The following is a 24,318-nucleotide window of genomic DNA, read 5'->3' on the forward strand; positions in this document are numbered from 1 at the left end:
AGGATGGCGCGAAGTCGAGGCTGGAGCCTCGGTGTAGAAACGAGGATTGTCATGACTGATTTTGCCAACGCCATTCCGACCGCCGTTGAGATCGTTCGGCGCGAAAAGTGCTTCGAGGGCTTTTACAAGCTCCACCGCATGCACTTGCGTCACGAATTGTTCGCTGGCGGCATGAGCCGCGAGATCAGCCGGGAAGTGTTTGTGCGCCATGACGCGGTGTGCGTGTTGCCTTACGATCCGCTGCGCGACGAAGTGGTGTTGATCGAGCAGTTTCGCGTCGGCGCCATGGGCAAGATCGACAACCCGTGGCTGGTCGAACTGGTCGCTGGTCTGATCGATAAGGATGAAGAACCGGAAGAAGTTGCTCACCGCGAAGCGCAGGAGGAAGCTGGGCTTGTATTCGGGGCGCTTTGGCCGATGACCAAATATTTTCCATCGCCGGGCGGCAGCAATGAATTCGTGCATTTGTACCTGGGGCGTTGCGACAGCACCGGTATCGGCGGCCTGCATGGGCTGGAGGAAGAAGCAGAAGATATCCGCGTCACGGTCTGGGCGTTCGAAGATGCCCTGCAGGCCGTACGCGACGGGCAAATTGCCAACGCGGCCAGCATCATTGCCTTGCAATGGTTAGCTTTGAACCGCGCTGAAGTGAGGGGGTTATGGTCGTAAACAAGCTGCGCGATCGCTATCGGGTGGACCTGGTGGGGCTGCAAGCGTCCTGCGAGGCCAACTACGCGCGCCTCATGCGACTGTTGCCGGACATGCGCAACGAGCCCGCGGCGCGGCGCATTGCCGTGACCCACGGTGACCAGATGCTCGGCGTACTGGCCCTGGAAGTGCTGCAGGTCTGTCCGTATACCACGACCCTGCAAGTGCGCCAGGAACACAGCCTGCCCTGGCTGCCGGTGCCACAACTGGAAGTTCAGGTCTATCACGACGCGTGCATGGCCGAAGTGGTCAGCGCCGAACATGCACGACGTTTTCGCGGCATCTATCCTTACCCGAACGCCGCCATGCACCAGCCTGACGAAAAGGCCCAGCTGAATATGTTCCTGGGCGAGTGGCTGAGCCATTGCCTGGCCTGCGGACACGAGTATGCGGTTGTGCGCTGATGTGAACTGCGTCAGGTTTACAGTTTCCTCTTTTGGTCGTCCCCCAGCATAATTGCGGCACTCATCCATCCCCGTGATCTCGCCCCGGGAGAACGCCTTGCCACGCGTACCCACATTGACCACCGCCGATCCGGCGTTGCTGGTGCAACTCTCCGACAGTCATCTGTTTGCCGAGGCGGCTGGCACGTTGCTAGGCATGAACACGCGTGACAGCCTGCAACACGTCATTGAGCTGGTACGGTTGCAACAGCCACGGATCGATCTGATCATTGCCAGTGGCGATATCTCCCAGGACGGGACGCTGGAGTCCTATCAGCAGTTTCGCGACCTGACCCGCCAGCTCGATGCGCCGGCACGCTGGATTCCCGGCAATCACGACGAACCCCGGATCATGGCTGAGGCCGCCGTGCAGAGTGCATTGCTCGAGCCTGTGGTGGATATCGGTAACTGGCGAGTCACGCTGCTGGATTCGGCAGTGCCGGGCTCGGTGCCGGGGTATCTGGAAGTCGAACAGTTGCAGTTGCTGGCCCGCTCGCTGAGCGAGGCGCCGGAGCGGCATCATCTGGTGTGCTTCCACCATCATCCGGTGTCGATTGGCTGTGCGTGGATGGAGCCGATCGGGTTGCGTAATCCAGAGGCGCTGTTTTCGGTTCTGGATCGATTCCCGCAGGTGCGTGCTGTTTTGTGGGGGCATGTTCATCAAGAGATCGACCGGGAGCGTAATGACGTGCGGTTGATTGCCTCGCCGTCGACCTGCATTCAGTTCGAACCGGGGAGCGATGATTTCAAGGTGGGGGATCAGGCGCCGGGGTATCGGTGGTTGCGGCTTATGCCGGATGGCGAGCTCGTAACCGGTGTGGAGCGCGTGACAGGCTTCGAGTTCCAGGTCGACTACGGCTCCAACGGCTACTAACACTTTTCCTGCGAGTGCCCCCATTCCCTGTAGGAGCTGGCTTGCCAGCGAAGGCGGAATGACTGACAACATCAATGCTGAATGTGACGGCCCCTTCGCTGGCAAGCCAGCTCCTGCAGGGGGATCGCGTTCTTTGCGAAGGTGATGGCACCCAACCCCCCCGACACCCTGTAAACTGCGCCTCTTTACCGACGCACAGGGAGCTCAAATGTCCGGTTCGATCCTTTATATCCACGGTTTCAACAGCGCGCCGGCGTCGAACAAGGCCACTCGGTTGATCCAGGTGATGGACCAACTGGGTTTGAGCGATCAGTTGCGCGTTCCGTACTTGCATCACCACCCCCGTGAAGCCATCGGTCAGCTGGAGCAGGCAATCGAGGAGCTCGGGCGGCCATTGCTGGTCGGCAGCTCACTCGGCGGCTACTATGCGACTCACCTGGCCGAGCGCCATGGCTTGAAGGCCCTGTTGATCAACCCTGCCGTCAGTCCGCATCGGATGTTCGACGGGTATCTGGGGGCGCAGAAAAACCTGTATACCGATGAGGCCTGGGAATTGACCCACGACCACGTGACGGCCCTGGCCGAGCTGGAAGTGCCGGCGCCCCGGGATCCGCAGCGGTTTCAGGTGTGGTTGCAGACCGGCGACGAAACGCTGGACTATCGCCTCGCCCAGCAGTATTACCGGGCCTGTGCCTTGCGCATCCAGGCCGGCGGCGACCATGGTTTCCAGGGATTTGCCGCGCAACTTCCGGCGATGCTGAGTTTTGCCGGCATCGGCGCAGATTTGTATCAGGCGATTGATTTCACTGCACTGTGACGCCTTGCCCCCTTTTTACTGAGCACTTTTTTCACTGAAGGACGACGAGACCCCATGGCCACTCCCAGCGCTAGCTCCTATAACGCAGACGCCATCGAAGTCCTCTCGGGCCTCGACCCGGTGCGCAAACGCCCCGGGATGTACACCGACACCAGTCGGCCGAACCACCTCGCCCAGGAAGTCATCGACAACAGCGTCGACGAAGCCTTGGCCGGGCATGCGACTTCGGTGCAGGTCATCCTGCATGCCGATCACTCTGTGGAAGTCAGTGACGACGGCCGTGGCATGCCGGTCGACATTCACGCTGAAGAGGGCGTGTCTGGCGTTGAGCTGATCCTCACCAAGCTCCATGCCGGCGGTAAATTTTCCAACAAGAACTACCAGTTCTCCGGCGGTTTGCACGGGGTGGGTATTTCCGTGGTCAACGCCTTGTCGACTGAAGTCCGGGTGCGTGTAAAGCGTGACGGCAACGAATACCAGATGACGTTTGCCGACGGTTACAAAAAAACCGAACTGGAAGTCATTGGCACCGTCGGCAAACGCAACACCGGCACCAGCGTGTTCTTCGCGCCGGACCCGAAGTACTTCGATTCGCCGAAATTCTCCATCAGCCGCCTCAAGCACGTGCTCAAGGCCAAGGCCGTTCTGTGCCCGGGGCTGCTGGTCAGTTTTGAAGACAAGGCCACCGGCGAGAAAGTCGAATGGCATTACGAGGACGGCCTGCGCTCCTACCTGGTGGACGCGGTCAGCGCATTCGAGCGCCTGCCCGACGAGCCGTTTTGCGGCAGCCTGGCCGGTAACAAAGAAGCGGTCGACTGGGCGTTGCTGTGGTTGCCGGAAGGCGGCGACAGCGTCCAGGAAAGCTACGTCAACCTGATCCCGACGGCGCAGGGCGGGACTCACGTCAACGGGCTGCGTCAGGGCTTGCTCGACGCCATGCGCGAGTTCTGTGAATTTCGCAGCCTGCTGCCGCGGGGCGTGAAGCTGGCGCCGGAAGATGTCTGGGAGCGCATCGCCTTCGTCCTGTCGATGAAAATGCAGGAGCCACAATTTTCCGGCCAGACCAAGGAGCGCCTGTCGTCCCGTGAAGCGGCGGCGTTCGTTTCCGGCGTAGTCAAGGACGCCTTCAGCCTGTGGCTCAATGCCCACCCTGAGACTGGCATGCTCCTGGCAGAACTGGCGATCAACAACGCCGGCCGTCGCCTGAAGGCCAGCAAGAAGGTCGAGCGCAAGCGCATTACCCAGGGTCCGGCGCTGCCGGGCAAGCTCGCCGACTGCGCCGGGCAGGACCCGATGCGTTCCGAGCTGTTTCTGGTGGAAGGTGATTCCGCCGGCGGTTCGGCCAAGCAAGCGCGGGACAAAGAGTTCCAGGCGATCCTGCCGTTGCGCGGCAAGATCCTGAACACCTGGGAAGTCGACGGCAGCGAAGTGCTGGCCAGCCAGGAAGTGCACAACATCGCCGTGGCCATCGGTGTCGATCCAGGCTCGGCGGATATCGCCCAATTGCGTTACGGCAAAATCTGCATCCTCGCCGACGCCGACTCCGACGGCCTGCACATTGCCACCTTGCTGTGCGCGTTGTTCGTCCAGCATTTCCGCCCGCTGGTGGATGCCGGTCACGTCTACGTCGCAATGCCGCCGCTGTACCGCATCGACCTGGGCAAAGAGATCTACTACGCCCTGGACGAAGCCGAGCGCGATGGCATTCTCGATCGCCTGGTGGCCGAGAAGAAACGCGGCAAGCCCCAGGTCACCCGATTCAAGGGCCTGGGTGAAATGAACCCGCCACAGCTGCGCGAAACCACCATGGACCCGAACACCCGGCGCCTGGTGCAGCTGACGCTGGACGATTTCGCAGCGACCTCGGAAATGATGGACATGCTGCTGGCGAAGAAACGCGCCGGCGACCGTAAATCCTGGCTGGAGTCCAAAGGCAACCTGGCCGAGGTTCTGGGCTGATGCGCCGAGGCTTTGCCTTGGTGTGTGCGTTGCTGCTGACCTCGATGACGGTGGCTGCGCAGTCGGCGCCAGAATTGCGCCTGGTATCGGCACATGCCGTCGATGGCATGCGCGGCGGCAATCTGTCCGGGCTGGCCTGGTGCGGCAAGGATCTGTGGAGCGTATCCGACCGGGATGACGATCAGATTTACCGGCTCGATACCCGTGACCCTGTCTGGCAAGCCGAAGCCGTACACATCGATGTGCCTGCGGTGCCGGATAGCGGATTGCCCTGGGGGCTGCGCTCGCGGACGTGGGCCGCCTCATTCGCCCGTGGCGGGGATCTGGATTTCGAAGGCATTACCTGCGACAGCGCCGGTAATCGCTACATTGTCAGCGAGTCTCATGCGGCGGTGCTGCAAGTGCCGCCCACGGGTCCCGCCTCCTGGCTGAAGATCTCGCCGATCCTGGTTCGCGAAGCACGGGCCAGCGGCCTGTTGCTGAAATTCAATGCGCTGTTCGAAGGCCTGGCGATCAGTCCCGAAGGTGACCAATTGTGGTTGGCTGCCGAGCGCGAAAGCCGCGGGTTGCTGTTGATCAAACGCCAGCAAACCGTCTGGGACTGCGATGGCGGCTGTGTGCTACTGAGCGAGGCCGGGAAGGAAATGCAGCCCGCGCAATTCCCCGGTGCCAGGGCGATGCCGCGAGACTTTGCCGACCTGTCATGGTTCGACGGCAAGCTGTTTACCCTTGAGCGCAATGTTTTCGAGATCTGCCGCCGCGACGCGCAGACGGCCAAGGTCGAGCGCTGCTGGTCGTATGCCGCCGAGGCGTTGCAGGAAAATCGGCGTTACCCACAAGCCTATGGCCTGGAAGAAGCATTGATCGTGGACGCCGACGGTGCCTGGATTGGCATCGACAACAACAACGGTATACGCGCCGATGGCGAGGTCCGCCCGATCGTCATGCGCTTTGCCGCGCCTGAGGGTGGCTGGAGTGCCAAGTCATGAGTCGGCAACCGCCGGGCAAGCGCATCGGCCGGGTATTGATGGTGTTGGCGTGGTGCGCAGCGCTGTTTCTGGCCACGCGGTTTTTCGGGCAGTGGGAGCAGCGCCAGCAGAATCCCAACGCCGTTGTCAGCTCGGAACAGGGCGAAGGTTTTGTCGAAGTAAAACTTGCCAGCAACAATCAGGGACATTTTGTTGCCAGCGGCCAGATCAACGGTCAGCTGGTGGATTTCATGCTGGATACCGGGGCAACCGACGTGGCAATTCCCGGCGGTATGGCCGAACGGCTGAAACTGGAGAAGGGCTTCCCGGTGACCTTGAGCACGGCCAGCGGTCGTGCCGAGGGCTACCGGACCCGTATCGAGCGCCTGCAACTGGGCGACATTGTGCTGCGTGATGTGCGCGCCCTCGTCGTGCCAGGCCTGGACGGCAATCAAGTGCTGCTCGGGATGAGCGCGCTGAACAAACTTGAATTTACCCAGCGCGGTGGCACCATGCTGCTGCGCCAGACAACGAACCAATGAGGCCCGCATGAGCGACTCCCTTGATCTCAGCCTGGACGGTGTAGAACGCCGGTCACTGGCTGACTTCACCGAAAATGCCTACCTCAACTACTCCATGTACGTGATCATGGACCGTGCCTTGCCGCATATCGGCGACGGCCTGAAACCGGTACAGCGGCGCATCATCTACGCGATGAGCGAGTTGGGGCTGGACGCCGATTCCAAGCACAAGAAATCGGCGCGTACCGTCGGTGACGTGCTCGGTAAATTCCACCCGCACGGCGACTCGGCCTGCTACGAAGCCATGGTCCTGATGGCCCAGCCGTTCAGCTACCGCTACACACTGGTCGACGGCCAGGGTAACTGGGGTGCGCCGGATGATCCCAAATCCTTCGCCGCCATGCGTTACACCGAAGCGCGGCTGTCGCGTTATTCCGAAGTGCTGCTCAGTGAGCTGGGCCAGGGCACGGCGGACTGGGGCCCGAACTTCGACGGTACCCTCGACGAGCCCCTGGTGTTGCCGGCGCGGTTGCCCAATATCCTGCTCAATGGCACCACCGGCATCGCCGTGGGCATGGCGACCGACGTACCGCCGCACAACCTGCGCGAAGTCGCCACCGCCTGCGTGCGTTTGCTCGATGAGCCCAAGGCCACGGTCGAACAGCTCTGCGAACATATCCAGGGCCCGGATTACCCGACCGAAGCGGAAATCATCACGCCCCGCGCCGATTTGCTGAAAATGTACGAAACCGGCAAGGGCTCGGTCCGCATGCGTGCCGTGTACCACATCGAAGACGGCGACATCATCGTTACCGCGCTGCCGCATCAGGTCTCCGGTGCCAAGGTGCTGGAGCAGATCGCGGGCATGATGCAGGCCAAGCCGTCCAAGGCGCCGCAGATTGCTGACCTGCGCGACGAATCCGACCACGAAAACCCGTGCCGGATCGTGATCATCCCCGGCGCCCGCAAAAACTTTGACCACGATGCCCTGATGCAACACCTGTTCGCCAGCACCGAGCTGGAGTCGAGCTACCGGGTCAACATCAACATCATCGGCCTGGATGGCAAGCCGCAGCTGAAAAACCTGCGTGCGTTGCTGGTCGAGTGGTTGCAATTCCGGGTTCAGACCGTGCGTCGCCGCCTGCAATTCCGTCTGGACAAGGTCGAGCGTCGCCTGCACCTGTTGGACGGTTTGTTGATCGCCTACCTCAACCTGGATGAAGTGATCCACATCATCCGGACCGAGGAGCACCCGAAAGCGGCACTGATCGAGCGTTTCGCCCTGAGTGAAATCCAGGCCGACTACATTCTCGATACGCGCTTGCGTCAGTTGGCGCGACTGGAAGAAATGAAGCTGCGTGCCGAGCAGGATGAACTGCTCAAGGAACAGGCCAAGCTGCAAGCCCTGCTGGGCAGCGAAGCCAAGCTGAAAAAGCTGGTACGCACCGAGCTGATCAAGGACGCCGAAACCTACGGCGACGACCGTCGTTCGCCAATCGTCGAGCGCGCCGAGGCCAAGGCCTTGACCGAACACGATCTGTTGCCGAACGAGAAAGTGACCGTTGTGCTGTCGGAAAAAGGCTGGGTGCGCTCTGCCAAGGGCCATGAAATCGATGCCACCGGGCTTTCCTACAAGGCCGGGGATGGTTTCAAGGCCTTGGCACCCGGACGTTCCAACCAGTTTGCGGTGTTTATCGACTCCACTGGCCGCAGTTATTCGGTGGCCGCGCACACCTTGCCATCGGCCCGTGGCCAGGGCGAACCGTTGACCGGTCGTCTGACGCCGCCGCCGGGGGCGAGTTTCGAATGCGTGCTGATGCCGGAAGACGATTCGCTGTACGTGATCGCCTCCGACGCCGGTTACGGGTTCGTGGTCAAGGGGGAAGACCTGCAAGCCAAGAACAAGGCGGGCAAGGCCTTGTTGAGCCTGCCGAACAACGCCAAGGTGATCCTGCCGCGACCGGTGGCCGATCGTGAACAGAACTGGCTGGCCTCGGTGACCACCGAAGGTCGCCTGCTGATCTTCAAGATCAGCGATCTGCCACAATTAAGTAAAGGTAAAGGCAATAAGATCATCGGGATTTCCGGTGAGCGTGTTGCCAGTCGCGAAGAATATGTCACGGACATCGCCGTTCTACCGGAAGGCGCGACCTTGGTGCTGCAAGCCGGAAAACGTACCTTGTCGCTGAAAGCGGACGACCTCGAACACTACAAAGGTGAGCGTGGGCGTCGTGGTAACAAATTGCCACGTGGCTTTCAAAGGGTGGATGCGCTGCTCGTCGAAAACCTCAATTAGGCGTCCTAGAGCGCTCGATCTACGATTTAACGCGTAGATCGACGCATTGGCGCTGGAGTCGGAACGCATATTCACGGATGATATGGCCTTTCAAGCGCCGGCGTGGTCGAGCGTTCTTCATATTTTTTGAGTTTTTTCACTGTGGTTAGCCTTGTGGCAACCACTTGGATGGGACGATGACTGCTCTGCGCCTTCCGTTTATTTTGATGCTCGCCGGGGTCCTTGGCCTGGCGGGTTGCAGCGTTCACCAACCGGTGTCGCTGTATCAGCTGGACAGCGGAAGTCCGGCTCAGCCTGCGCAAAGCGCGGGCATGGCCGTATTGCTGGGTCCGGTGACCGTTGCCGATTATCTGCAGCGCGAAACCTTGTTGCAGCGTCAGCTCGATGGGAGCCTTCAGGCTGCCACTGATGGCCGATGGGCGGGTAGCCTTTCGTCCGATATCGATCAACTGTTGCTGCGTCAGGTAGCAGGGCATCTGGACAGCCAGCGCGTGGTGCTGGCGCCAGCGACGGTGGGTTTCACGCCGGATGTCCAGGTTCTGCTGACTATCACCCGCCTGGACTCGGGCGAGTCGCAACCGGCGATCCTCGATGCGCAATGGCGGCTGATCGACCGTCGTGGCCAGGTTCGCGATAACCGCATCATTCATCTGCAGGAACAGCATGCCGGCGGTACGGCGTCGCAGGTTCAAGCTCAGGGTATGTTGCTGCAGCGTCTGGCGGAGCAATTGTCGGTGGCGCTCAAGCCGCTGGCCAACCAGCCGCCGATTGCCGAAGCGCCACGCAAGCCTGCAGCCAAGGCTGCGGCACCTGCGGCGGAGCAGGACAAACGGCCGAAGATCCCGATGGCTTCGCCGATCCGCACGGATATGGAAGTGTTCAGGTTCTAGGGTTGGAATGATCCAAGGCAAAGCCCGCGATGTGCGGGCTTTGTTGTTTCTGCGGGGTGAGATCTTCGGTGGTGCTGATGGCCTGTTCGCTGGCAAGCCAGCTCCTACAGGTATCATGTCGTACCCACATCGCGTGAACGACACGGCACCTGTAGGAGCTGGCTTGCCAGCGAAGAGGCCGGCACAGGCCACAAAAAAAAAGCCCGCAGACGATCTCTCGTCCGCGGGCTTCTTCACATCAGGGCTAAGATTTACGCCCGACGCTCATGCATCCGCGCCAATTGTCGCTCGAGCATCGACGGATAAGGCTCCATCAGCCGCTCTACGCAGCACGCGCCTTCCGGGCTGGCAATCGGCCGGATCCGGGCACGCTGACGGATCAGCGCGTCGTCACTGATCTTGCGCTCCACCAGCAGCAGGTTGCGGCTGTGTTGCGACAGGGCCAAGGCGTCCTGGGCCGATTCGGTCAGCAGCAGATCGATCTGGCTCATGCCGAACAATTCGTCGCCCAGGGTCAGGCCCAGCTGCAATTGCAGGGTGATGCCGCTGTCCGCGACTTCGATCTGCAACTGATGGCCCAGAGCCCGCAGCAACTCACCGCAGCAAATGGCATTGGTCAGGTAATCGTCACCGCTGTCTTCGCTGTGGAACAGCATCAGCGTGCTGCCGTCGTTCAGGGTATGCAGTTCACTCTGGTAGAGCGACGCGGCTTGATCGAGGCAATCGCGATAGCGTTTGAGCAGTTCTTCCAGGCGCGTCCGGGGCAGGCGGCGCAGTTGCTCCTGTGCGCCCAGTTGCACGGCGAGCACGGCGCTGTGTTGCGGCACATTCGATGGCTTTGGTTTTACCAGCGCTTTCGGCGCACTGTCCGCAGCAACATCACGCAGATCGGCAAACGGGTCGTCGTCATCGTCATCGTCATCCTCGACGGTGCTGACAATGCGCCGCGGCGCAGGCTTCAAGGCGGCTACCGGGCGACTTTCGTCAAAGCTGGGGTCGCGCAGGTTGCGTACTTCAAAGGCCGGATCGGCTTCTTCGTCGTCGGCATCGTCGAACTCAGGCTCCGGTTCAGGTTCCGGCTCAACCGGTTCCGGCGCGAAGTCCGCGTGCAACTGGCGAGCCAGGTCGCCGATCTCGTCCTGACGCTCGGTGCCTGGCGTGTATTCGTCGATATTGCGCAGCCACACGCGCAATTGCATCAGCGGCGTGGAAAGGTTGCGTCCCAGGCGCAGACTCAGAGCCAGCGACAAGGCCAGCAGAATGGCACTGAGAATGCCCATGCTTTGCAGGCTGATGGTCATCGGCTGCTGGAATTGATCCATGTCCAGACTGATGCGCAGTTGCCCGGCGGTCACGTCCTGAAACGTGATCTTGCTCTGGTACATGCCCTCGGCTTCGCCCAGCAGGCTGTGCTTGGGGCGCTGACCGGCTTCGGCGAGGATGCGGTTATCCACGCTGTAGATGGCGGCGTGGGCCACCAGCTTGTTTTTGGTCAGGTTGTTGAGCAACACGTTAAGGCTGAGGATGTCGTTGGACACCAACAGCTCCGTGGCCGACGTGGCGGTCTGGGTGGTCAGGCTTTCGCCCAGCGCATCCGCCTGCTCATGCATGGCCTGCTTGAACTGCAAACCCATCACGCAGGCGTAGATCACCAGGGCCAGAGCGACCAGGATCACGTTATGGCTGGCGATGCGCAATGCAATCGGTACACGGCGGTGGCGCAGTGCACGGAAGATCAGCAGAAAGAAGTTATCGGTTTTTACTGGCGTGGGCCGGTTCACTTGAGCTCGGCTCTTTGTCCGTGAAGTTGACGCGCAGTATAGCGACAGGCCCTAGACCGGCAAAGCGCTGACGGTGCCCGATGGTCACTGAATGTGGGTAGAATGCGGTTTTTTTCCACCTGCGGGGGTGCGCCTTGCGCGAAATCGTCCTGATAAACATCACGGGAGTCGACCGTCCGGGTCTGACTGCGGCCATTACCGGCGTTCTGGCCCAGGGTGGTGTGAACATTCTCGACATCGGTCAGGCGGTGATCCACGACACCCTGTCGTTCGGCATCCTGGTTGAAATTCCTGACACCGAACAAGGCAAGTCGGTGCTCAAGGACATCCTGTTCACGGCTTACAAGCTCGATCAACAGGTGCGTTTCACGCCGGTGTCCGAAGAGGATTACCAGCAATGGGTGGGCAATCAGGGCAAGAAACGCCACATTGTGACGCTATTGACCCGCAAAGTGACGGCCGAGCAACTGCAGCGAGTCAGTTCGATCACTGCCAAGTACGGCCTGAACATCGACCACATCGACCGACTGTCCGGGCGTATGCCGCTGGATACCCCGGCCGATCAAGGCAAAGGCTGCATCGAGTTTTCCGTACGGGGTGAAGCGGCTGATCCGCAAGCGTTGCGGGCGGAATTCTTGAGCGTCGCCCAGGAACTGAACGTCGACATCGCCTTCCAGGAAGATTCGCTGTTCCGCCGCAACCGGCGCCTGGCGGTGTTCGATATGGACTCGACGCTGATCGAAGCCGAAGTCATCGACGAACTGGCCAAGGCCGCCGGTGTCGGTGACCAGGTCTCCGCCATCACCGAGCGGGCGATGGCCGGCGAGCTGGATTTCCGCGCCAGCTTCAAAGAGCGCCTGGCCTTGCTGCAGGGCCTGGACGTCAGCGTACTGGACTCGATCGGCGCCTCTTTGCGCCTGACCGAAGGCGCGGAAACACTCTTCGCCGAACTCAAGCGCCTGGGCTACAAGACGGCGATCCTGTCGGGTGGCTTCACTTACTTTGCCAAGCAGTTGCAAGCCAAGCTGGGCATCGACTACGTGTTCGCCAACGAGCTGGAAGTGGTCGATGGCAAGGTCACCGGCGTGGCGGTGGAACCTATCGTCGATGCACAGCGCAAGGCGGATCTGCTGAAGGAACTGGCGCACAAGGAAGGTTTGCGTCTGGAGCAGACCATCGCCGTCGGCGATGGCGCCAATGATTTGCCGATGCTGGCGATTGCCGGGCTGGGCGTGGCGTTCCGCGCCAAGCCGCTGGTCAAGCAGTCGGCGAAGCAGGCGATTTCCACCCTTGGGCTGGATGGCGTGCTGTATCTGCTGGGCTTCCGGGATCGTGACGGGCAGCTCTGATATTTCGGCTGCCTGATCGGGCCTCATCGCGGGCAAGCTCCCACAGGTTCTTCGGTGTGCACACTATCCGTCACACACAGAGATCACTGTGGGAGCGGGCTTGCTCGCGAAGGGCGCACCGCGGTGTTAAGGATTCACCCTCAAAGCGTCTTCCACAACGAATCGAACTCCTGCTCGATGCGGACCACACCACTCCCCCCGGCATCGACGCTTGCGGCTGTCTCCAGCAAGCGATAGGCAAACTGATTGAAACTGTGGGTGCTCGCCAGTCGCCGATCCAGCGCGACCCGGCGTTCTTCGCCGTGGGTATTGATTACCACCTGTTGGCCTTCCTGAAAGGGCAGGCGCGGAGCGAGCAACGTCGGCGGCAGGTCTATCGCACTGATGGCCGGCAATAACAGACCGCGCAGGTATTGGCTGTGCCCGTCATGGTCACGCAGCAGTTGCAGCCCGCAAGGTTCGGCGTAAGGCGCGACCTGCTCGATCCCCATGTGCGTACCGCCGCCACGTACTTGCCGGATCCAGCGCACCACTGCGATGCTCCAGCCTTGTCCTGCAGAATCCTCGAGGCCCATCATTTCGCCCGCCTGTAGCTCGGCGGGTACTGGACCAGGCCAGGCCAGGCAATAACCGCCAGGGCTGTGATTGATCACCGGCAGGACATAAGTCGCAAAGTGTTGATTGCGGTCGGATGCCTCATGGCTATCGTCATTGCGCAGTTGCGGATACTCGATTTCTTCGTAGGGCAACAGATCGCCCACGTTGCCCTGGTGCTCGACAGGGCTCCACAGGTCTTTTACTCGATCTGGCGATATTGCCGAGAATTGCGCCTGTCGAGAGCCCGAGTGTTTCAGGATGTCGCTGAACGAACGTTGCCCACCCAGATAGAAATGCAGCGCGCTCATGCCGATGCACAGGGTCAAGGTGCCTTGGCCGACGGTGCGCTGGAATCCGCGCTCGGCCGTCTGGCCCCAGGCTGCATGCAGGTGTTGCAGCGTATCGAGGCTCAGCCCTGCCGGGACCGGCAGGGGTGTCGAGCTGGCGGTTTTTTGCAAATGAGCTTCGATGGCTGCGACCAGCGGTAGCGGGTCGATCGCGAGAACGCTTTCCTGCTGCTCCGGGCGAAACCGGGCGCTGTAACGAGGCCCGGTGTCGCTGTCCGATGCGATGGCAAACAGTCCATCGGACCGTTTACCGGGTTGCAGCGTAATCCATTTACTCCAGGGCTCCAGCACCTCGGCGACCCGGGCAATCTGGTTCTGCCGCAGTTGGTTGCAACGGGAGGCTCCCAGCAGCAACGCGACGACGTAGGTCTGTTCGATGCTCAGCGTTTGCGTCTGGCTGGCCAGCTCGTCGCGCAGGCTCAGGTGCTGCAGCTGGTGCCGGCAGGCGATCCGGTACAGCTGATGCAACTCCAGCCACAGCCCTTCCGGTACCGGACAATAAAGCTCGGTGGCGCGGATCAACGGCCCGTTCAGGCAATGGATCGCACGTTGCAACGCCAGGGTCAGCACCGGCGCACGGTCCTTGCTGAATCGCGGAGTGACGCGCACGACAATCTGTTTATAGCCAATCGCCAAGTGATTTTGCAGCGCCTGGCAGAGGTTGGCGATCTTGCGCGATCGTTCGTCGAGGACGATCGACTGATGCAGGAAATGCCGCTCCAGGTGCTTGCAGACGTAATACACCTCGGGCCTTAGCAGCTCGAGCATTTGCAGGCGGTTATCGCTGGGCGTCAGGAGCTGATTGAGTTCGCTCAAGCCTTGATAGAGCTGGCGCGCGGTTTCGCCGATGCTGGCTTTAGGCAGATTGGCAATCCAGCGCTTGAGGTCGCGCGGGGTGGCTTCACAGAACGTCAGGCGCAATTGCTTGGGAACAGGCGCGCGTAGCAAGAGGTGGGGAAGGGTTTCATCCATGCCGTGAACAAACTCCAACAGGGAAAATGGGCAGTGAATGGCAGGACTGTAACATGCAGAAGTACCCTCGAGCCCGGGAATGTCGGCAGGCAGGGGATTACCGTTTGTCTGTCAGTCTGGTGACGTTCGGGCGTGCTACTAATCTGACAGTCGTGCGACTGGATACGCACAGTCGTACGGCCTGCTGCATACGCAGGGCAGGTCTCTTCGTAACTTCAAGGAGATGAGGTTCATGTCTAAATACGTAGTGGCAAATCAATGGGGCGGTAGTTCGGCACCCTGGCATCCAGGCGGAGACTGGGTACTGGGCGCGCGGGACAACCAGAAGGTTGTCGCCATCGAAATCAAATCGGGCGATGGCGGCAAGAGCTTCACCGGCACCATGACTTATGCCGGCGAAGGTCCCATTGGCTTCAAGGCTCAACGCACGGGCCAGAACCAGTACAACGTTGAAAATCAATGGGGCGGCAACGATGCCCCGTGGCACCCGGGTGGCAAATGGGTCATCGGTGGCCGGGATAATCAGAACGTTGTCGCGTTGAGCGTGACCTCCAATGACGGAGGGAAAAACCTCAGTGGCACCAATACCTACGCCAATGAAGGACCGATCGGCTTTCGTGGCCAGATAGAGTAACGGCACCACCGAAATATCCGGCCTCGCGAAGACGTTCGCGAGGCCGGATCATGCATCAGGCTGTTGGCAGGCCCATGCCCTGGCCCATCTGCACCGGCGAACCGGCCGCCAGTTCTTCAGCCCATTTGACCTGGTCCGGCCCGAATAGCACCACGGCTGTCGAACCCAGTTTGAAGCGACCCAGTTCCGCACCTTTTTCCAGGTGGATCGGCGCACGGGCTGCTTCGTCGTAGCGGAAGGTTTTCAGCTCGCGCTTCGGTGGCGTGACCAACCCGGCCCAGACCGTTTCGATCGATGCCACGATCATGGCGCCCACCAGCACCACGGCCATTGGCCCGCGCTCAGTGTCGAAAATGCACGCTACACGCTCGTTGCGGGCGAACAGTTCCGGCACGTTTTCGGCGGTGGTCTGGTTGACAGAGAAAATCCGCCCTGGAATGTAGACCATCTCGCGTAGCGTGCCAGCCAATGGCATGTGCACGCGGTGATAGTCCTTCGGCGACAGATAAATAGTGGCGAAATCGCCGCCCATGAATGGCGCGGCATTGGCCGCGTCACCACCGAGCAACTCCAGGACGCTGAAGCTGTGGCCCTTGGCCTGGAACACGCGGCCGTGTTCGATCGGGCCGAGTTGGCTGACGGCGCCGTCGGCGGGGCTGAGGATTGCACCCGGCGTCTGGTCCAGCGGACGCGCACCCTCTTTCAAGGCGCGCGTGAAAAACGCATTGAAGTGTTCGTACGCGGTGAGGTCTTCGACCAGCGCCTGGGACATGTCCACCTGATAGCGCTTGGCGAACCACGCCGTGAAGGCGTTCTTGAACCAGCGCACGCGGCATTCGGCAATGCAGCCGGCCAGTCGCGACAGCAAATGGTGGGGCAGCAGGTATTGGCTGAGGATAAACAAACGCTTATTCATTGACGGTCCTTAGAAACCTTATTTCTCTACCGGGGTATCGGGATGGTTGCCCCATTCGCCCCATGAGCCGGCGTAGCCTTTGACCCGCGGATAACCGAGGGCTTTGGCCACCAGATAGGTGAAGCCAGAGCGATGGTGGGTCTGGCAGTGGGTGATCACTTCTTTGTCTTTGCTGATCCCGAGTTGCTCCAGGATCTGCGGCATGTCCGTGCGAATGCGCAGGTGGCGCGCCGGATCCATGCCCGCGGTCCATTCGAAATTGACCGCGCCGGGAATGTGTCCTGCCTTGGCCGCCAGGACTTTCTCGCCGGAGTACTCCAGCGGTCCGCGGGCGTCCCAGATCGCCAGGTCGGCCGCGCCGAGACGGCTTTGCAGGTACTCGCGGGTAGCGATGGGTTCGTCGTGCAAGGTCAGGGGGGCCGGGCCGCCTACCGCCGCCGGGATCTGGATCGACATGGGCAAACCTTCCGCCAGCCAGGCCTGCAGCCCGCCGTCGACATAGTGGTAGTTGCGATGGCCGATAACGTCCAGCAGCCAGATAAAGCGTCCGGCCCAACCGCCGCCTTCGTCGTCATAGACGACGTAGACCGCGTCGGGGTTGTGTCCCAGTTCGCCGAACAATGCTTCAAGCGCTCCCTGAGTCGGCAGCAGGCCCGGCGCAGGCGCCTGGCCCAGTTGCGTACGCTTGGGATCGACAAAGCGGGCACCGGGTATATGCCCTTCGGCATAACGGGCGCTGCTGGTCAGGTCCACCAGGATAAGTTCGCGGGCTTCGAGACGGGCGAGCAGCTCGCTCGGCTCGATCACCAGGGTCAAGCCAGAGAAGTCAGACATGTGAGGTCTCCAGAGCACAAAGGGTTGGATTGTAGCGCAGCCTTCAGTGGCCGCGGTGGCTAAAGCTGTGCAGGGCTTTTTCGATGCACTGCGCGGTTTTGCCGAAGGCTTGCACGGTGATCTCCGAGAACGGCCCGCCGCCCTGATCCGCCACCACAACCATGATCACCCGGCCGTTGCTGACCAGTGAACGCAGTAACAGGTGTTCACCCGGGAATTGCGCGCGCAGGTCGGCGGGCAGAAGGGCCGAGAGTCGCGCATGGTTGTCCGGGCTCAGGCGCAGCTGCGCCTGTTGCGAGAGCAGGCGTTGCAGCACGGCGCTTTGGCTGACAGGGAAACTCAGGCTGGCGGCCGCCTTTGGCAGGCCGAAGGCCTGGTGCACCCGCAAATGGGCGTGAGTGCGGTCGGCCATCAGCAGCATCACCCGTCGCATGCCGCACGCGACCAGGGCGTCGCAAGCAGAGGTGGTCAAGTGCATGGCATTGGCGAAGCGACTGGGCTGCATCAGCAATTCGGCGCATTGCCTGCGCCATTTCACCAGGTCTTCGGCGGTCGGCGCCGGGGTCGGCAGCCCATCCGCGTGAATGTTCTTCATCCCCCATGGCCAGATCAGCGAAACGGCCGGGTGCCACAGGTCTGGCATGGCGTGATGACGGGCGCTGGTGACGGCCTGTCGGTGCAACTGCTGCTGCACTTCGTCCATCGGCATTTGCAGGTAAAGGCTGGTCAGGTAGTTCCAGCGCTCAGCGTGCGCGCTGTCCCAGGTCTGTTGCACCGACAGCGCCAGGCCGTTGGCCAGCAACACGGTGTTGGCCGGTTGATTGAGCCAGCGGCGCAGGGTCGGATCGTCATCGAGGCGGTTCTGCTGGCGCAACGGGTGATGACTGTCGCGAGCGATGCGCAGGACCTTGACCAGTTCCCGTTGCTCGTTGAGCAGCAGTCGGTAACCTTGCTGCACCCAGAATGGCAGGTGCCAGAGGTCCGCCAGGGCCTGACCTATTTGCAGCAGGCGTACGCCGAACAGCTGCTTCTCGACGTCGCGCGCCGATTCGCCATTATGGATGACCCGTTGTTCCCACTCTTCAAGCAACTGCGGATGGGTCAACGCCATCGGCCACAACGGCGAGAGAAACAGCAGGCTGCCCCAATGGATGTCTTGCCACAGCCGCGCCAGGCGACTGGCGAAAAAACCGTTGGCCTGTTGGGTCGCGTGCTGGCTGATCAACTGCAGTTGGCGCAGGGCGACGGGGATCTGCGACAGCGGCTCGGCGGGCAACCGCCCGAGGAGTTCTTCGGTGCGCTTCAATCCGAGGCGATTGAGCGCCACCTCCAGGTTTTCAGCGGGCGTGGACAGGCGGCCCTGGGCATGCCGGTTGGCTTCGCGAATCACGCTCAAGGCCAGGGCAGGGCTGTCCTGCATCAATTCGGCGATATCGCGCAGCGAACTTCGCCTGTCGCGGATGGCCTTGCACACCCGATCGTGACTGGCTTGCGGAACGGGCAGGCGCACGCCATCGAGCAACTTGACCCAACCATCGAGTGTGCTCGGCGGCGGCGTTGGAGCGTTCGTTTGGTTAGCCATGTCTGGACGCGATCATCGTCTGCATTTATCTATGCCCCAAGCGTATGCCCGGAGCGGGCCACATTGGCTTTTCAGCTGAACGGGCTATAGTCTGGCGCAGTTTTGCCGATAAGGAGAAGAAGAGATTTTTCAACTTCCGAATATGACCTTGAACCCGACTCAGTAAGTGCTCCCCACCCTATGGCTAAAATAATCGGCATCATCGTCGTATTCGCGAGCGTGCTCGGCGGCTACGTGCTTTCCCACGGTAAAATTGCCGCCCTGATTCAGCCCTTCGAGGTGATGATTATCGGGGGAGCGGCCCTGGGTGCATTCCTGCAGGCCAACCCCGGTTACATGACGATGCGCGTGTTCAAGAAGTCCTTGAGCATGTTCAGCTCGCGTTTCACCCACATCTTCTACCTTGAGGTGCTGGGGCTGATCTACGAGATCCTCAACAAGAGCCGCCGCGAAGGCATGATGGCCATCGAAGGCGACATTGAAGATGCCGCCGCGAGCCCGATCTTCGCCAAGTACCCGGCGGTTCTGAAAGATGAACGCATGACGGCGTACATTTGTGATTACCTGCGCATCATGTCGTCCGGCAACATGGCGCCCCATGAGCTTGAGGGCCTGTTCGACATGGAGCTGTACAGCCTCAAGGAAGACCTGGATCACCCCTCCCACGCCGTGAACGGCATCGCCGACGCCATGCCCGGCTTCGGTATCGTCGCGGCGGTATTGGGTATCGTGGTGACCATGGCGTCCCTGGGTGATGGCGATCAGCAATCCATTGGCTTGCACGTCGGCGCGGCGCTGGTCGGTACCTTCTTCGGTATTCTTGCCGCCTACGGTTTCTTCGGCCCGCTGGCCCACTCTTTGGCCCACGATGCGAAGGAAGAACTGAACGTCTACGAGGCCATCAAGGCCTCGCTGGTCGCTTCCGCTTCCGGCATGCCGCCATCGCTGGCGGTGGAGTTCGGCCGCAAGGTGCTGTACCCGGCGCACCGTCCCAGCTTCGCCGAGCTGGAACAAGCGGTTCGCGGTCGCTGAGTCATGGAGAATAACCAGCCGATCATCATCAAGCGCGTCAAGCGCTACGCCGCCGGGCATCATGGCGGCGCCTGGAAAATCGCCTTCGCCGACTTCGCGACGGCGATGATGGCGTTTTTCCTGGTGCTGTGGCTGCTGTCCAACGCAACGCCTGAGCAGAAGATCGCCATCGCCGGTTACTTCAAGGACCCGATCGGCTTTACCGAAAGCGGTACGCCCTACATCATCGACCTGGGTGGTTCGCCGACCCTGGCACCGGATATCACGCTCAATCCCGAGATCAAATCCCAGCCGCAGCCGGACAAAGTGACCATCGGTACCGAACAGGCCGAAGGCATGGCCGAGCAGGTCGAGAAGGAGCGGTTGGAGCTGCTGCTGCAAGAGTTGCAGAGCAAGGTCAATGAAAATCCTCAGTTGCACAAATTCAAGGACCAGATCCAGTTCGAGATCATTGCCAACGGTTTGCGCATCCAGGTCATGGACGCGGAAAACCGGCCGATGTTTGACTCGGGCAGTGCTCGCCTGAAACCGTACTTCGAAGATATTTTGCTGGCCATGGCCGACACCATCAAAGCCGTGCCGAACAAGATCAGCATCAGCGGCCACACCGATGCCACACCCTATTCGGGTACCGGTGATTTCGGTAACTGGGAGCTGTCAGCCAACCGGGCCAACGCGGCCCGCCGTGCGCTGGTAGCCGGCAGCTACCCGGAATCGCAAGTGGCGCGAGTCGTCGGCTATGCCTCCTCGGCCCTGTTTGATCGGGACAACCCGTTCAATCCGGTCAATCGTCGTATCGACATCGTGGTGCTGACCAGGAAAGCCCAGCGTGCCATCGAAGGCGCGCAAGGTGCCGAGTCAACGCCGGAGCAGCTCCAAGGGCAGGGCGCCCCGGGTGAAGTGCTGACCAACCCCGTCGACCCGAATGCGTTGCCGGCCGATAAAGAGCCATTGCCGGCGCATGAGCTTCGCGAGCGCTTGAATCTGTTCGATGACCCGGCGCCGAAACCGGGTGAACCGCCCAAGCGGTGACCCACAAAAAAGCCGACAGCGATGTCGGCTTTTTTTGTTTCTGCTGCCTGCTGCGGATCATGTCCGTGGCGCCACGAACATGATCCGGCTACTTAGTAGCTGCTTTCGGGCAAGCTGGCGATGATCGAGCGATAGCTGTTCATCCGTTGCTGCTGCACGCGGCCTTCTTCCAGGGCCTTGAGCAAGGCGCAACCCGGTTCGCGGTCGTGCTTGCAGTCGCGGAAACGGCAGGTGCCGATCAAGTCGTTGAACTCGATGAAGCCCGCTTCGACGTCGGCCCGGCTGACGTGACCCAGGCCGAATTCGCGGATACCCGGGGAGTCGATCAACTCACCGCCACCGGGAAAGTGGAACAAGCGCGCGGTGGTGGTGGTGTGGGTGCCCTGGCCGGACAGCTCGGACAGCGGGCCGACGCGGGTTTCGACTTCCGGCAGCAGGCTGTTGACCAGCGATGACTTGCCGACGCCGGACTGGCCGACGAACACGCTGATGCGCCCGTCCAGTTGCTCCTGCAGTTGCTCCATGCCATTGCCGTGGTGCGCCGACACTTCCAGCACCGGGTAGCCCAGCGTGCGGTAGACCGCCAGCAAGGCATTCAGCGCCGGGGCATTCTGTTCGTCGATCAGGTCGAATTTGTTGAGCAGCAGCAGCGGGCGAATCCCCGCGTGCTCTGCCGCGACCAGATAACGGTCGATCAGGTTGGCGTGGGGCTCGGGCAGTGGCGCGAAGACAATGACGATCATGTCGACGTTGGCCGCCACCGGCTTGAGCTGGCCACGGCTGTCCGGACGGCAGAGTTCGGTTTTACGCGGCAGTTGCGCCACGATCACGCCGATCCCCTGGTTGCCGGCACGCCAGACCACCTGATCGCCGGTCACCAGCGCCGGGAGGTTGGCGCGCAAGTGGCAGCGGAACACCTGGCCGGCCAACTCGCCATCGAGCGCTTCGACTTCGACCTGCACACCGAAGTGCGCGATCACCAGGCCCGTCTGTTCCGGACCCAGGTCGCCACCCTCGAGTGCCTCGACAGCCGAGGACTCGCGTTTGGCGGCGCGGGCAGCGCGTTCGCCCTGAATCTTTTCGATGCGCCAGTTTTGACGACGATTGAGTTGGCGTTTGGCCATGGGTGTTCCGTATCAAGAATGCAGCGATTAGGTAAAACGGCCGCGAGTTTAGCACGCCCAGCCACGTCCCTAGGCTAAACTGCGCAGCATTGCCTAGGAGTCGACACATGCAAAACCCGCAGAATCTGATCTGGATCGACCTGGAAATGACCGGTCTGAACCCCGATACCGACGTCATCATCGAGATGGCCACCATCGTCACCGACAGTGATCTGAACACCCTGGCCGAAGGGCCGGTGATCGCCATTCATCACAGCGATGAAATCCTTGCCGGCATGGACGAGTGGAACACCCGTCAACACGGCGGCTCGGGCCTGACCCAACGGGTTCGCGACAGCCGCATCAGCATGGCCGAAGCCGAAGCCGAGACCATCGCCTTCCTGGAGAAATGGGTGCCGAAGGGCAAGTCACCGATCTGCGGCAACAGCATTTGCCAGGATCGTCGCTTCCTTTATACCCACATGAAGTCCCTGGAAAGCTATTTCCACTACCGCAACCTTGACGTGTCCACGCTTAAAGAGCTGGCCGCACGCTGGGCGCCGGACGTGCGCGATAGCTTCCAGAAAGGCAGCACCCACCTGGCCCTGGACGACATCCGTGAATCCATCGCCGAGTTGCAGCATTACCGCAAGAACTTCATCAAGTTCTGATTCAGAGGTGTCCTTAAGGGCCCCTTCGCTGGCAAGCCAGCTCCTACAAGGGATGCGACATACCTGTAGGAGCTGGCTTGCCAGCGAAGAAGCCCTTGAAGACACCATCGCCACCAAGCCGGCTCCTACATTTGCTAATTGCCCCCTTTTGGTGCCCGGACGATCTGGCTAGACTGCGCGCCTTTCTGCAAGGACCGCCCCCATGTTGCTGATGCTCTACCTGATCGCCATTACCGCCGAAGCCATGACCGGTGCCCTGTCTGCCGGTCGTCGCGGCATGGATTGGTTTGGTGTGGTGCTGATCGCGTGCGTGACTGCCCTGGGTGGTGGGTCGGTGCGCGACGTGCTGCTTGGCCATTACCCGCTGACCTGGGTCAAACACCCGGAATACCTGGTGTTAACCTCGATCGCAGCGATGTTCACCGTGTTCGCCGCACGCTGGATGCGCCACCTGCGTTCGCTGTTTCTGGTACTCGACGCCATAGGACTGGTGGCCTTTACCCTGATTGGCTGCATGATCGCGCTGGAAATGGGCCATGGCATGCTGGTGGCTTCGGTCAGCGGGGTGATCACCGGGGTATTCGGCGGCATCCTGCGGGACATCTTCTGTAACGACATCCCGCTGATTTTCCGCCGTGAACTCTACGCCAGCGTCTCGTTCGCGGCGGCGTGGTGCTACATGCTGTGCATCTATCTGGAACTGCCCGGCGAACAGGCGATCCTGATTACTCTGTTCGGCGGCTTCCTGCTGCGTCTGTTGGCAATCCGTTTCCATTGGGAAATGCCGAAGTTCGTCTATAACGACGAGGCCTGACACGGTCACTGTAGGAGCTGGCTTGCCAGCGAAGGCGGTATAACAGCCAACATGGATGTTGACCGTTATGGCCTCTTCGCTGGCAAGCCAGCTCCTACAGGGTTTCGTGTTGTTTCAGGGCCCACTCCACATGTTCGCGCACCAGTTCCGAGGGGTATTCGCGTCGCGCCTTCAAGGCTTCCAGCACCGGAATGCTCGACGGCGCATTACCCAGGCCCACCGCCAGGTTGCGCAGCCAGCGTTCGTAGCCGGCACGGCGTAGCGGCGAACCTTCGGTGCTGCTGAGGAATTTGTCTTCGTCCCACATGAACAATTCGGCCAGTTCGGCATTGTCCAGATTGTGCCGCGGCTTGAAGTCGCTTTCGCCGGACGGGCGGGCAAAGCGGTTCCACGGGCAGACGATCTGGCAGTCATCGCAACCGAACACCCGATTGCCGATCAACGGCCGCAAATCTTCCGGAATCGCACTTTTCAGCTCGATGGTCAGATAGGAAATGCAGCGTCGAGCGTCCAGTACATAAGGACCGACGAAGGCATTGGTCGGGCAGATGTCCAGGCACGCGGTGCAACGTCCGCAATGTTCGGAGGCGTGGGGCGGGTCCACGGGCAGCGGCAGGTCGACAAACAGTTCGCTGAGAAAGAAGTAACTGCCGGCCTTGCGATTCAACACCAGGGTATTTTTGCCGATCCAGCCCAGGCCGGCTTTTTCGGCGATCGCCTTTTCCAGCACCGGTGCGCTGTCGACGAACGCGCGGTAGCCGAACGGGCCGATGACCGCCTGGATTTTTTCTGCCAGTTGTTGCACGCGTTTACGGATCAATTTGTGATAATCGCGGCCCAAGGCATAGCGCGAAACGTAGGCTTTCTCCGGTTGGGCCAGGCGTTGGGCCATTTCCGTGTCGCCGGGAAGGTAGTCCATGCGCAGGGAGACGACCCTTAACGTGCCCGGCACCAGCTCTTCCGGGTGCGAGCGTTTGCTGCCGTGGGCGCCCATGTACTCCATTTCGCCATGGTAGCCGGCTTCGAGCCAGCGCTGCAGGTGCTGCTCATGCTCGGCCAGGTCCAGGCCGCTGATGCCGACTTGCTGAAAGCCCAGCTCGCGGCCCCAATCCTTGATGGATTGGGCGAGGGCGGGCAGGTCTGTGGTAATTGCGGGCATGAGACGAGAGAAACCGGAG

At 61.1% G+C, this 24,318-nt stretch carries 22 protein-coding genes; 15 read left to right on the forward strand and 7 right to left on the reverse strand.

Translation table 11 applies throughout. The features are described 5' to 3' along the window. Window positions 1-51 precede the first annotated feature (51 nt). From ELQ88_RS04870 to ELQ88_RS04910, 9 genes are all read left to right on the forward strand, one after another. A complete protein-coding gene (locus ELQ88_RS04870) occupies window positions 52-669 on the forward strand; it encodes an NUDIX domain-containing protein (protein WP_128872859.1) in 618 nt (205 codons plus the stop codon). Continuing rightward, window positions 660-1,112 (forward strand): DUF1249 domain-containing protein, encoded by a 453-nt coding sequence (locus tag ELQ88_RS04875; RefSeq protein WP_064675587.1) that lies wholly within the window; start codon window positions 660-662, stop codon window positions 1,110-1,112. Before ELQ88_RS04870 ends, ELQ88_RS04875 begins: the two co-directional genes overlap by 10 nt. A gap of 97 nt (window positions 1,113-1,209) precedes the next feature. Then, complete coding sequence (gene cpdA, locus ELQ88_RS04880) at window positions 1,210-2,025, forward strand: 3',5'-cyclic-AMP phosphodiesterase (protein WP_138963957.1); 816 nt, start codon at window positions 1,210-1,212, stop codon at window positions 2,023-2,025. Window positions 2,026-2,233: 208 nt separating this feature from the next. Beyond that, window positions 2,234-2,842, forward strand: coding sequence for a YqiA/YcfP family alpha/beta fold hydrolase (locus tag ELQ88_RS04885; protein WP_128872857.1), 609 nt, complete (start codon window positions 2,234-2,236; stop codon window positions 2,840-2,842). 54 nt (window positions 2,843-2,896) lie between these two features. Then, a complete protein-coding gene (parE, locus tag ELQ88_RS04890; protein ID WP_128872856.1) occupies window positions 2,897-4,801 on the forward strand; it encodes a DNA topoisomerase IV subunit B in 1,905 nt (634 codons plus the stop codon). Beyond that, window positions 4,801-5,790, forward strand: a complete 990-nt coding sequence (locus ELQ88_RS04895) for an esterase-like activity of phytase family protein (RefSeq protein WP_138963959.1) — start codon at window positions 4,801-4,803, stop codon at window positions 5,788-5,790. The genes parE and ELQ88_RS04895 overlap by 1 nt, the downstream gene beginning before the upstream one ends. Beyond that, the gene (locus tag ELQ88_RS04900) at window positions 5,787-6,311 is read left to right on the forward strand and encodes a TIGR02281 family clan AA aspartic protease (protein WP_128872854.1); all 525 of its coding nucleotides are present in this window, start codon (window positions 5,787-5,789) and stop codon (window positions 6,309-6,311) included. The genes ELQ88_RS04895 and ELQ88_RS04900 overlap by 4 nt, the downstream gene beginning before the upstream one ends. 7 nt (window positions 6,312-6,318) lie before the next feature. Beyond that, a complete protein-coding gene (gene parC / locus ELQ88_RS04905; RefSeq protein WP_128872853.1) occupies window positions 6,319-8,586 on the forward strand; it encodes a DNA topoisomerase IV subunit A in 2,268 nt (755 codons plus the stop codon). Window positions 8,587-8,762: 176 nt separating this feature from the next. Further along, window positions 8,763-9,476, forward strand: a complete 714-nt coding sequence (locus ELQ88_RS04910; protein ID WP_128872852.1) for an ABC-type transport auxiliary lipoprotein family protein — start codon at window positions 8,763-8,765, stop codon at window positions 9,474-9,476. 251 nt (window positions 9,477-9,727) lie between these two features. Here ELQ88_RS04910 and ELQ88_RS04915 read toward each other — a convergent pair whose 3' ends face one another. Continuing rightward, the gene (locus ELQ88_RS04915; protein WP_138963961.1) at window positions 9,728-11,257 is read right to left on the reverse strand and encodes an AhpA/YtjB family protein; all 1,530 of its coding nucleotides are present in this window, start codon (window positions 11,255-11,257) and stop codon (window positions 9,728-9,730) included. A gap of 134 nt (window positions 11,258-11,391) precedes the next feature. On the opposite strand from ELQ88_RS04915, the gene serB reads away from it, so the two are divergent. Beyond that, the gene (serB, locus tag ELQ88_RS04920; RefSeq protein ID WP_128872850.1) at window positions 11,392-12,606 is read left to right on the forward strand and encodes a phosphoserine phosphatase SerB; all 1,215 of its coding nucleotides are present in this window, start codon (window positions 11,392-11,394) and stop codon (window positions 12,604-12,606) included. A gap of 140 nt (window positions 12,607-12,746) precedes the next feature. On the opposite strand, the gene ELQ88_RS04925 is transcribed toward serB, so the two are convergent. Then, entirely contained in the window at window positions 12,747-14,522 is a 1,776-nt protein-coding gene (locus ELQ88_RS04925; protein WP_138963963.1) for a molecular chaperone, read from the reverse strand. Between the two features lie 232 nt (window positions 14,523-14,754). Between ELQ88_RS04925 and ELQ88_RS04930 the strand changes: the two genes are divergently transcribed. Further along, window positions 14,755-15,156, forward strand: coding sequence for a lectin OAA (locus ELQ88_RS04930; protein ID WP_128872848.1), 402 nt, complete (start codon window positions 14,755-14,757; stop codon window positions 15,154-15,156). A gap of 55 nt (window positions 15,157-15,211) precedes the next feature. On the opposite strand, the gene asd is transcribed toward ELQ88_RS04930, so the two are convergent. The 3 genes from asd to ELQ88_RS04945 are packed head-to-tail and all read right to left on the reverse strand — an operon-like array spanning window position 15,212 to window position 18,488. Continuing rightward, a complete protein-coding gene (asd, locus tag ELQ88_RS04935) occupies window positions 15,212-16,072 on the reverse strand; it encodes an archaetidylserine decarboxylase (RefSeq protein WP_064675599.1) in 861 nt (286 codons plus the stop codon). An 18-nt stretch (window positions 16,073-16,090) separates the two neighbouring features. Then, entirely contained in the window at window positions 16,091-16,906 is an 816-nt protein-coding gene (gene rhdA, locus ELQ88_RS04940; protein WP_128872847.1) for a thiosulfate sulfurtransferase, read from the reverse strand. Between the two features lie 43 nt (window positions 16,907-16,949). After that, window positions 16,950-18,488: an HDOD domain-containing protein gene (locus ELQ88_RS04945; RefSeq protein WP_138963965.1), complete on the reverse strand. Its 1,539-nt coding sequence runs from the start codon at window positions 18,486-18,488 to the stop codon at window positions 16,950-16,952. Window positions 18,489-18,668: 180 nt separating this feature from the next. On the opposite strand from ELQ88_RS04945, the gene motA reads away from it, so the two are divergent. Together motA and motB are read left to right on the forward strand one after the other, a co-directional pair. Then, window positions 18,669-19,520 (forward strand): flagellar motor stator protein MotA, encoded by an 852-nt coding sequence (motA, locus tag ELQ88_RS04950; protein WP_128872845.1) that lies wholly within the window; start codon window positions 18,669-18,671, stop codon window positions 19,518-19,520. 3 nt (window positions 19,521-19,523) lie between these two features. Then, a complete protein-coding gene (gene motB / locus ELQ88_RS04955) occupies window positions 19,524-20,552 on the forward strand; it encodes a flagellar motor protein MotB (protein WP_138963967.1) in 1,029 nt (342 codons plus the stop codon). Window positions 20,553-20,644: 92 nt separating this feature from the next. Here the strand turns inward: motB and rsgA are convergent, their stop codons facing one another. Beyond that, window positions 20,645-21,676, reverse strand: coding sequence for a small ribosomal subunit biogenesis GTPase RsgA (gene rsgA / locus ELQ88_RS04960; protein WP_128872843.1), 1,032 nt, complete (start codon window positions 21,674-21,676; stop codon window positions 20,645-20,647). A gap of 107 nt (window positions 21,677-21,783) precedes the next feature. On the opposite strand from rsgA, the gene orn reads away from it, so the two are divergent. Both orn and ELQ88_RS04970 read left to right on the forward strand, forming a co-directional pair. Continuing rightward, on the forward strand, window positions 21,784-22,326 hold the full coding sequence (orn, locus tag ELQ88_RS04965) for an oligoribonuclease (RefSeq protein ID WP_128872842.1): 543 nt from the start codon (window positions 21,784-21,786) through the stop codon (window positions 22,324-22,326). A 202-nt stretch (window positions 22,327-22,528) separates the two neighbouring features. Further along, window positions 22,529-23,140, forward strand: a complete 612-nt coding sequence (locus ELQ88_RS04970; protein WP_128874287.1) for a trimeric intracellular cation channel family protein — start codon at window positions 22,529-22,531, stop codon at window positions 23,138-23,140. Between the two features lie 94 nt (window positions 23,141-23,234). Here ELQ88_RS04970 and queG read toward each other — a convergent pair whose 3' ends face one another. Then, a complete protein-coding gene (gene queG, locus ELQ88_RS04975) occupies window positions 23,235-24,299 on the reverse strand; it encodes a tRNA epoxyqueuosine(34) reductase QueG (protein WP_138963969.1) in 1,065 nt (354 codons plus the stop codon). Between the last annotated feature and the right edge of the window lie 19 nt (window positions 24,300-24,318).

The organism is Pseudomonas sp. MPC6 (genome assembly GCF_006094435.1).
GTDB lineage: Bacteria > Pseudomonadota > Gammaproteobacteria > Pseudomonadales > Pseudomonadaceae > Aquipseudomonas.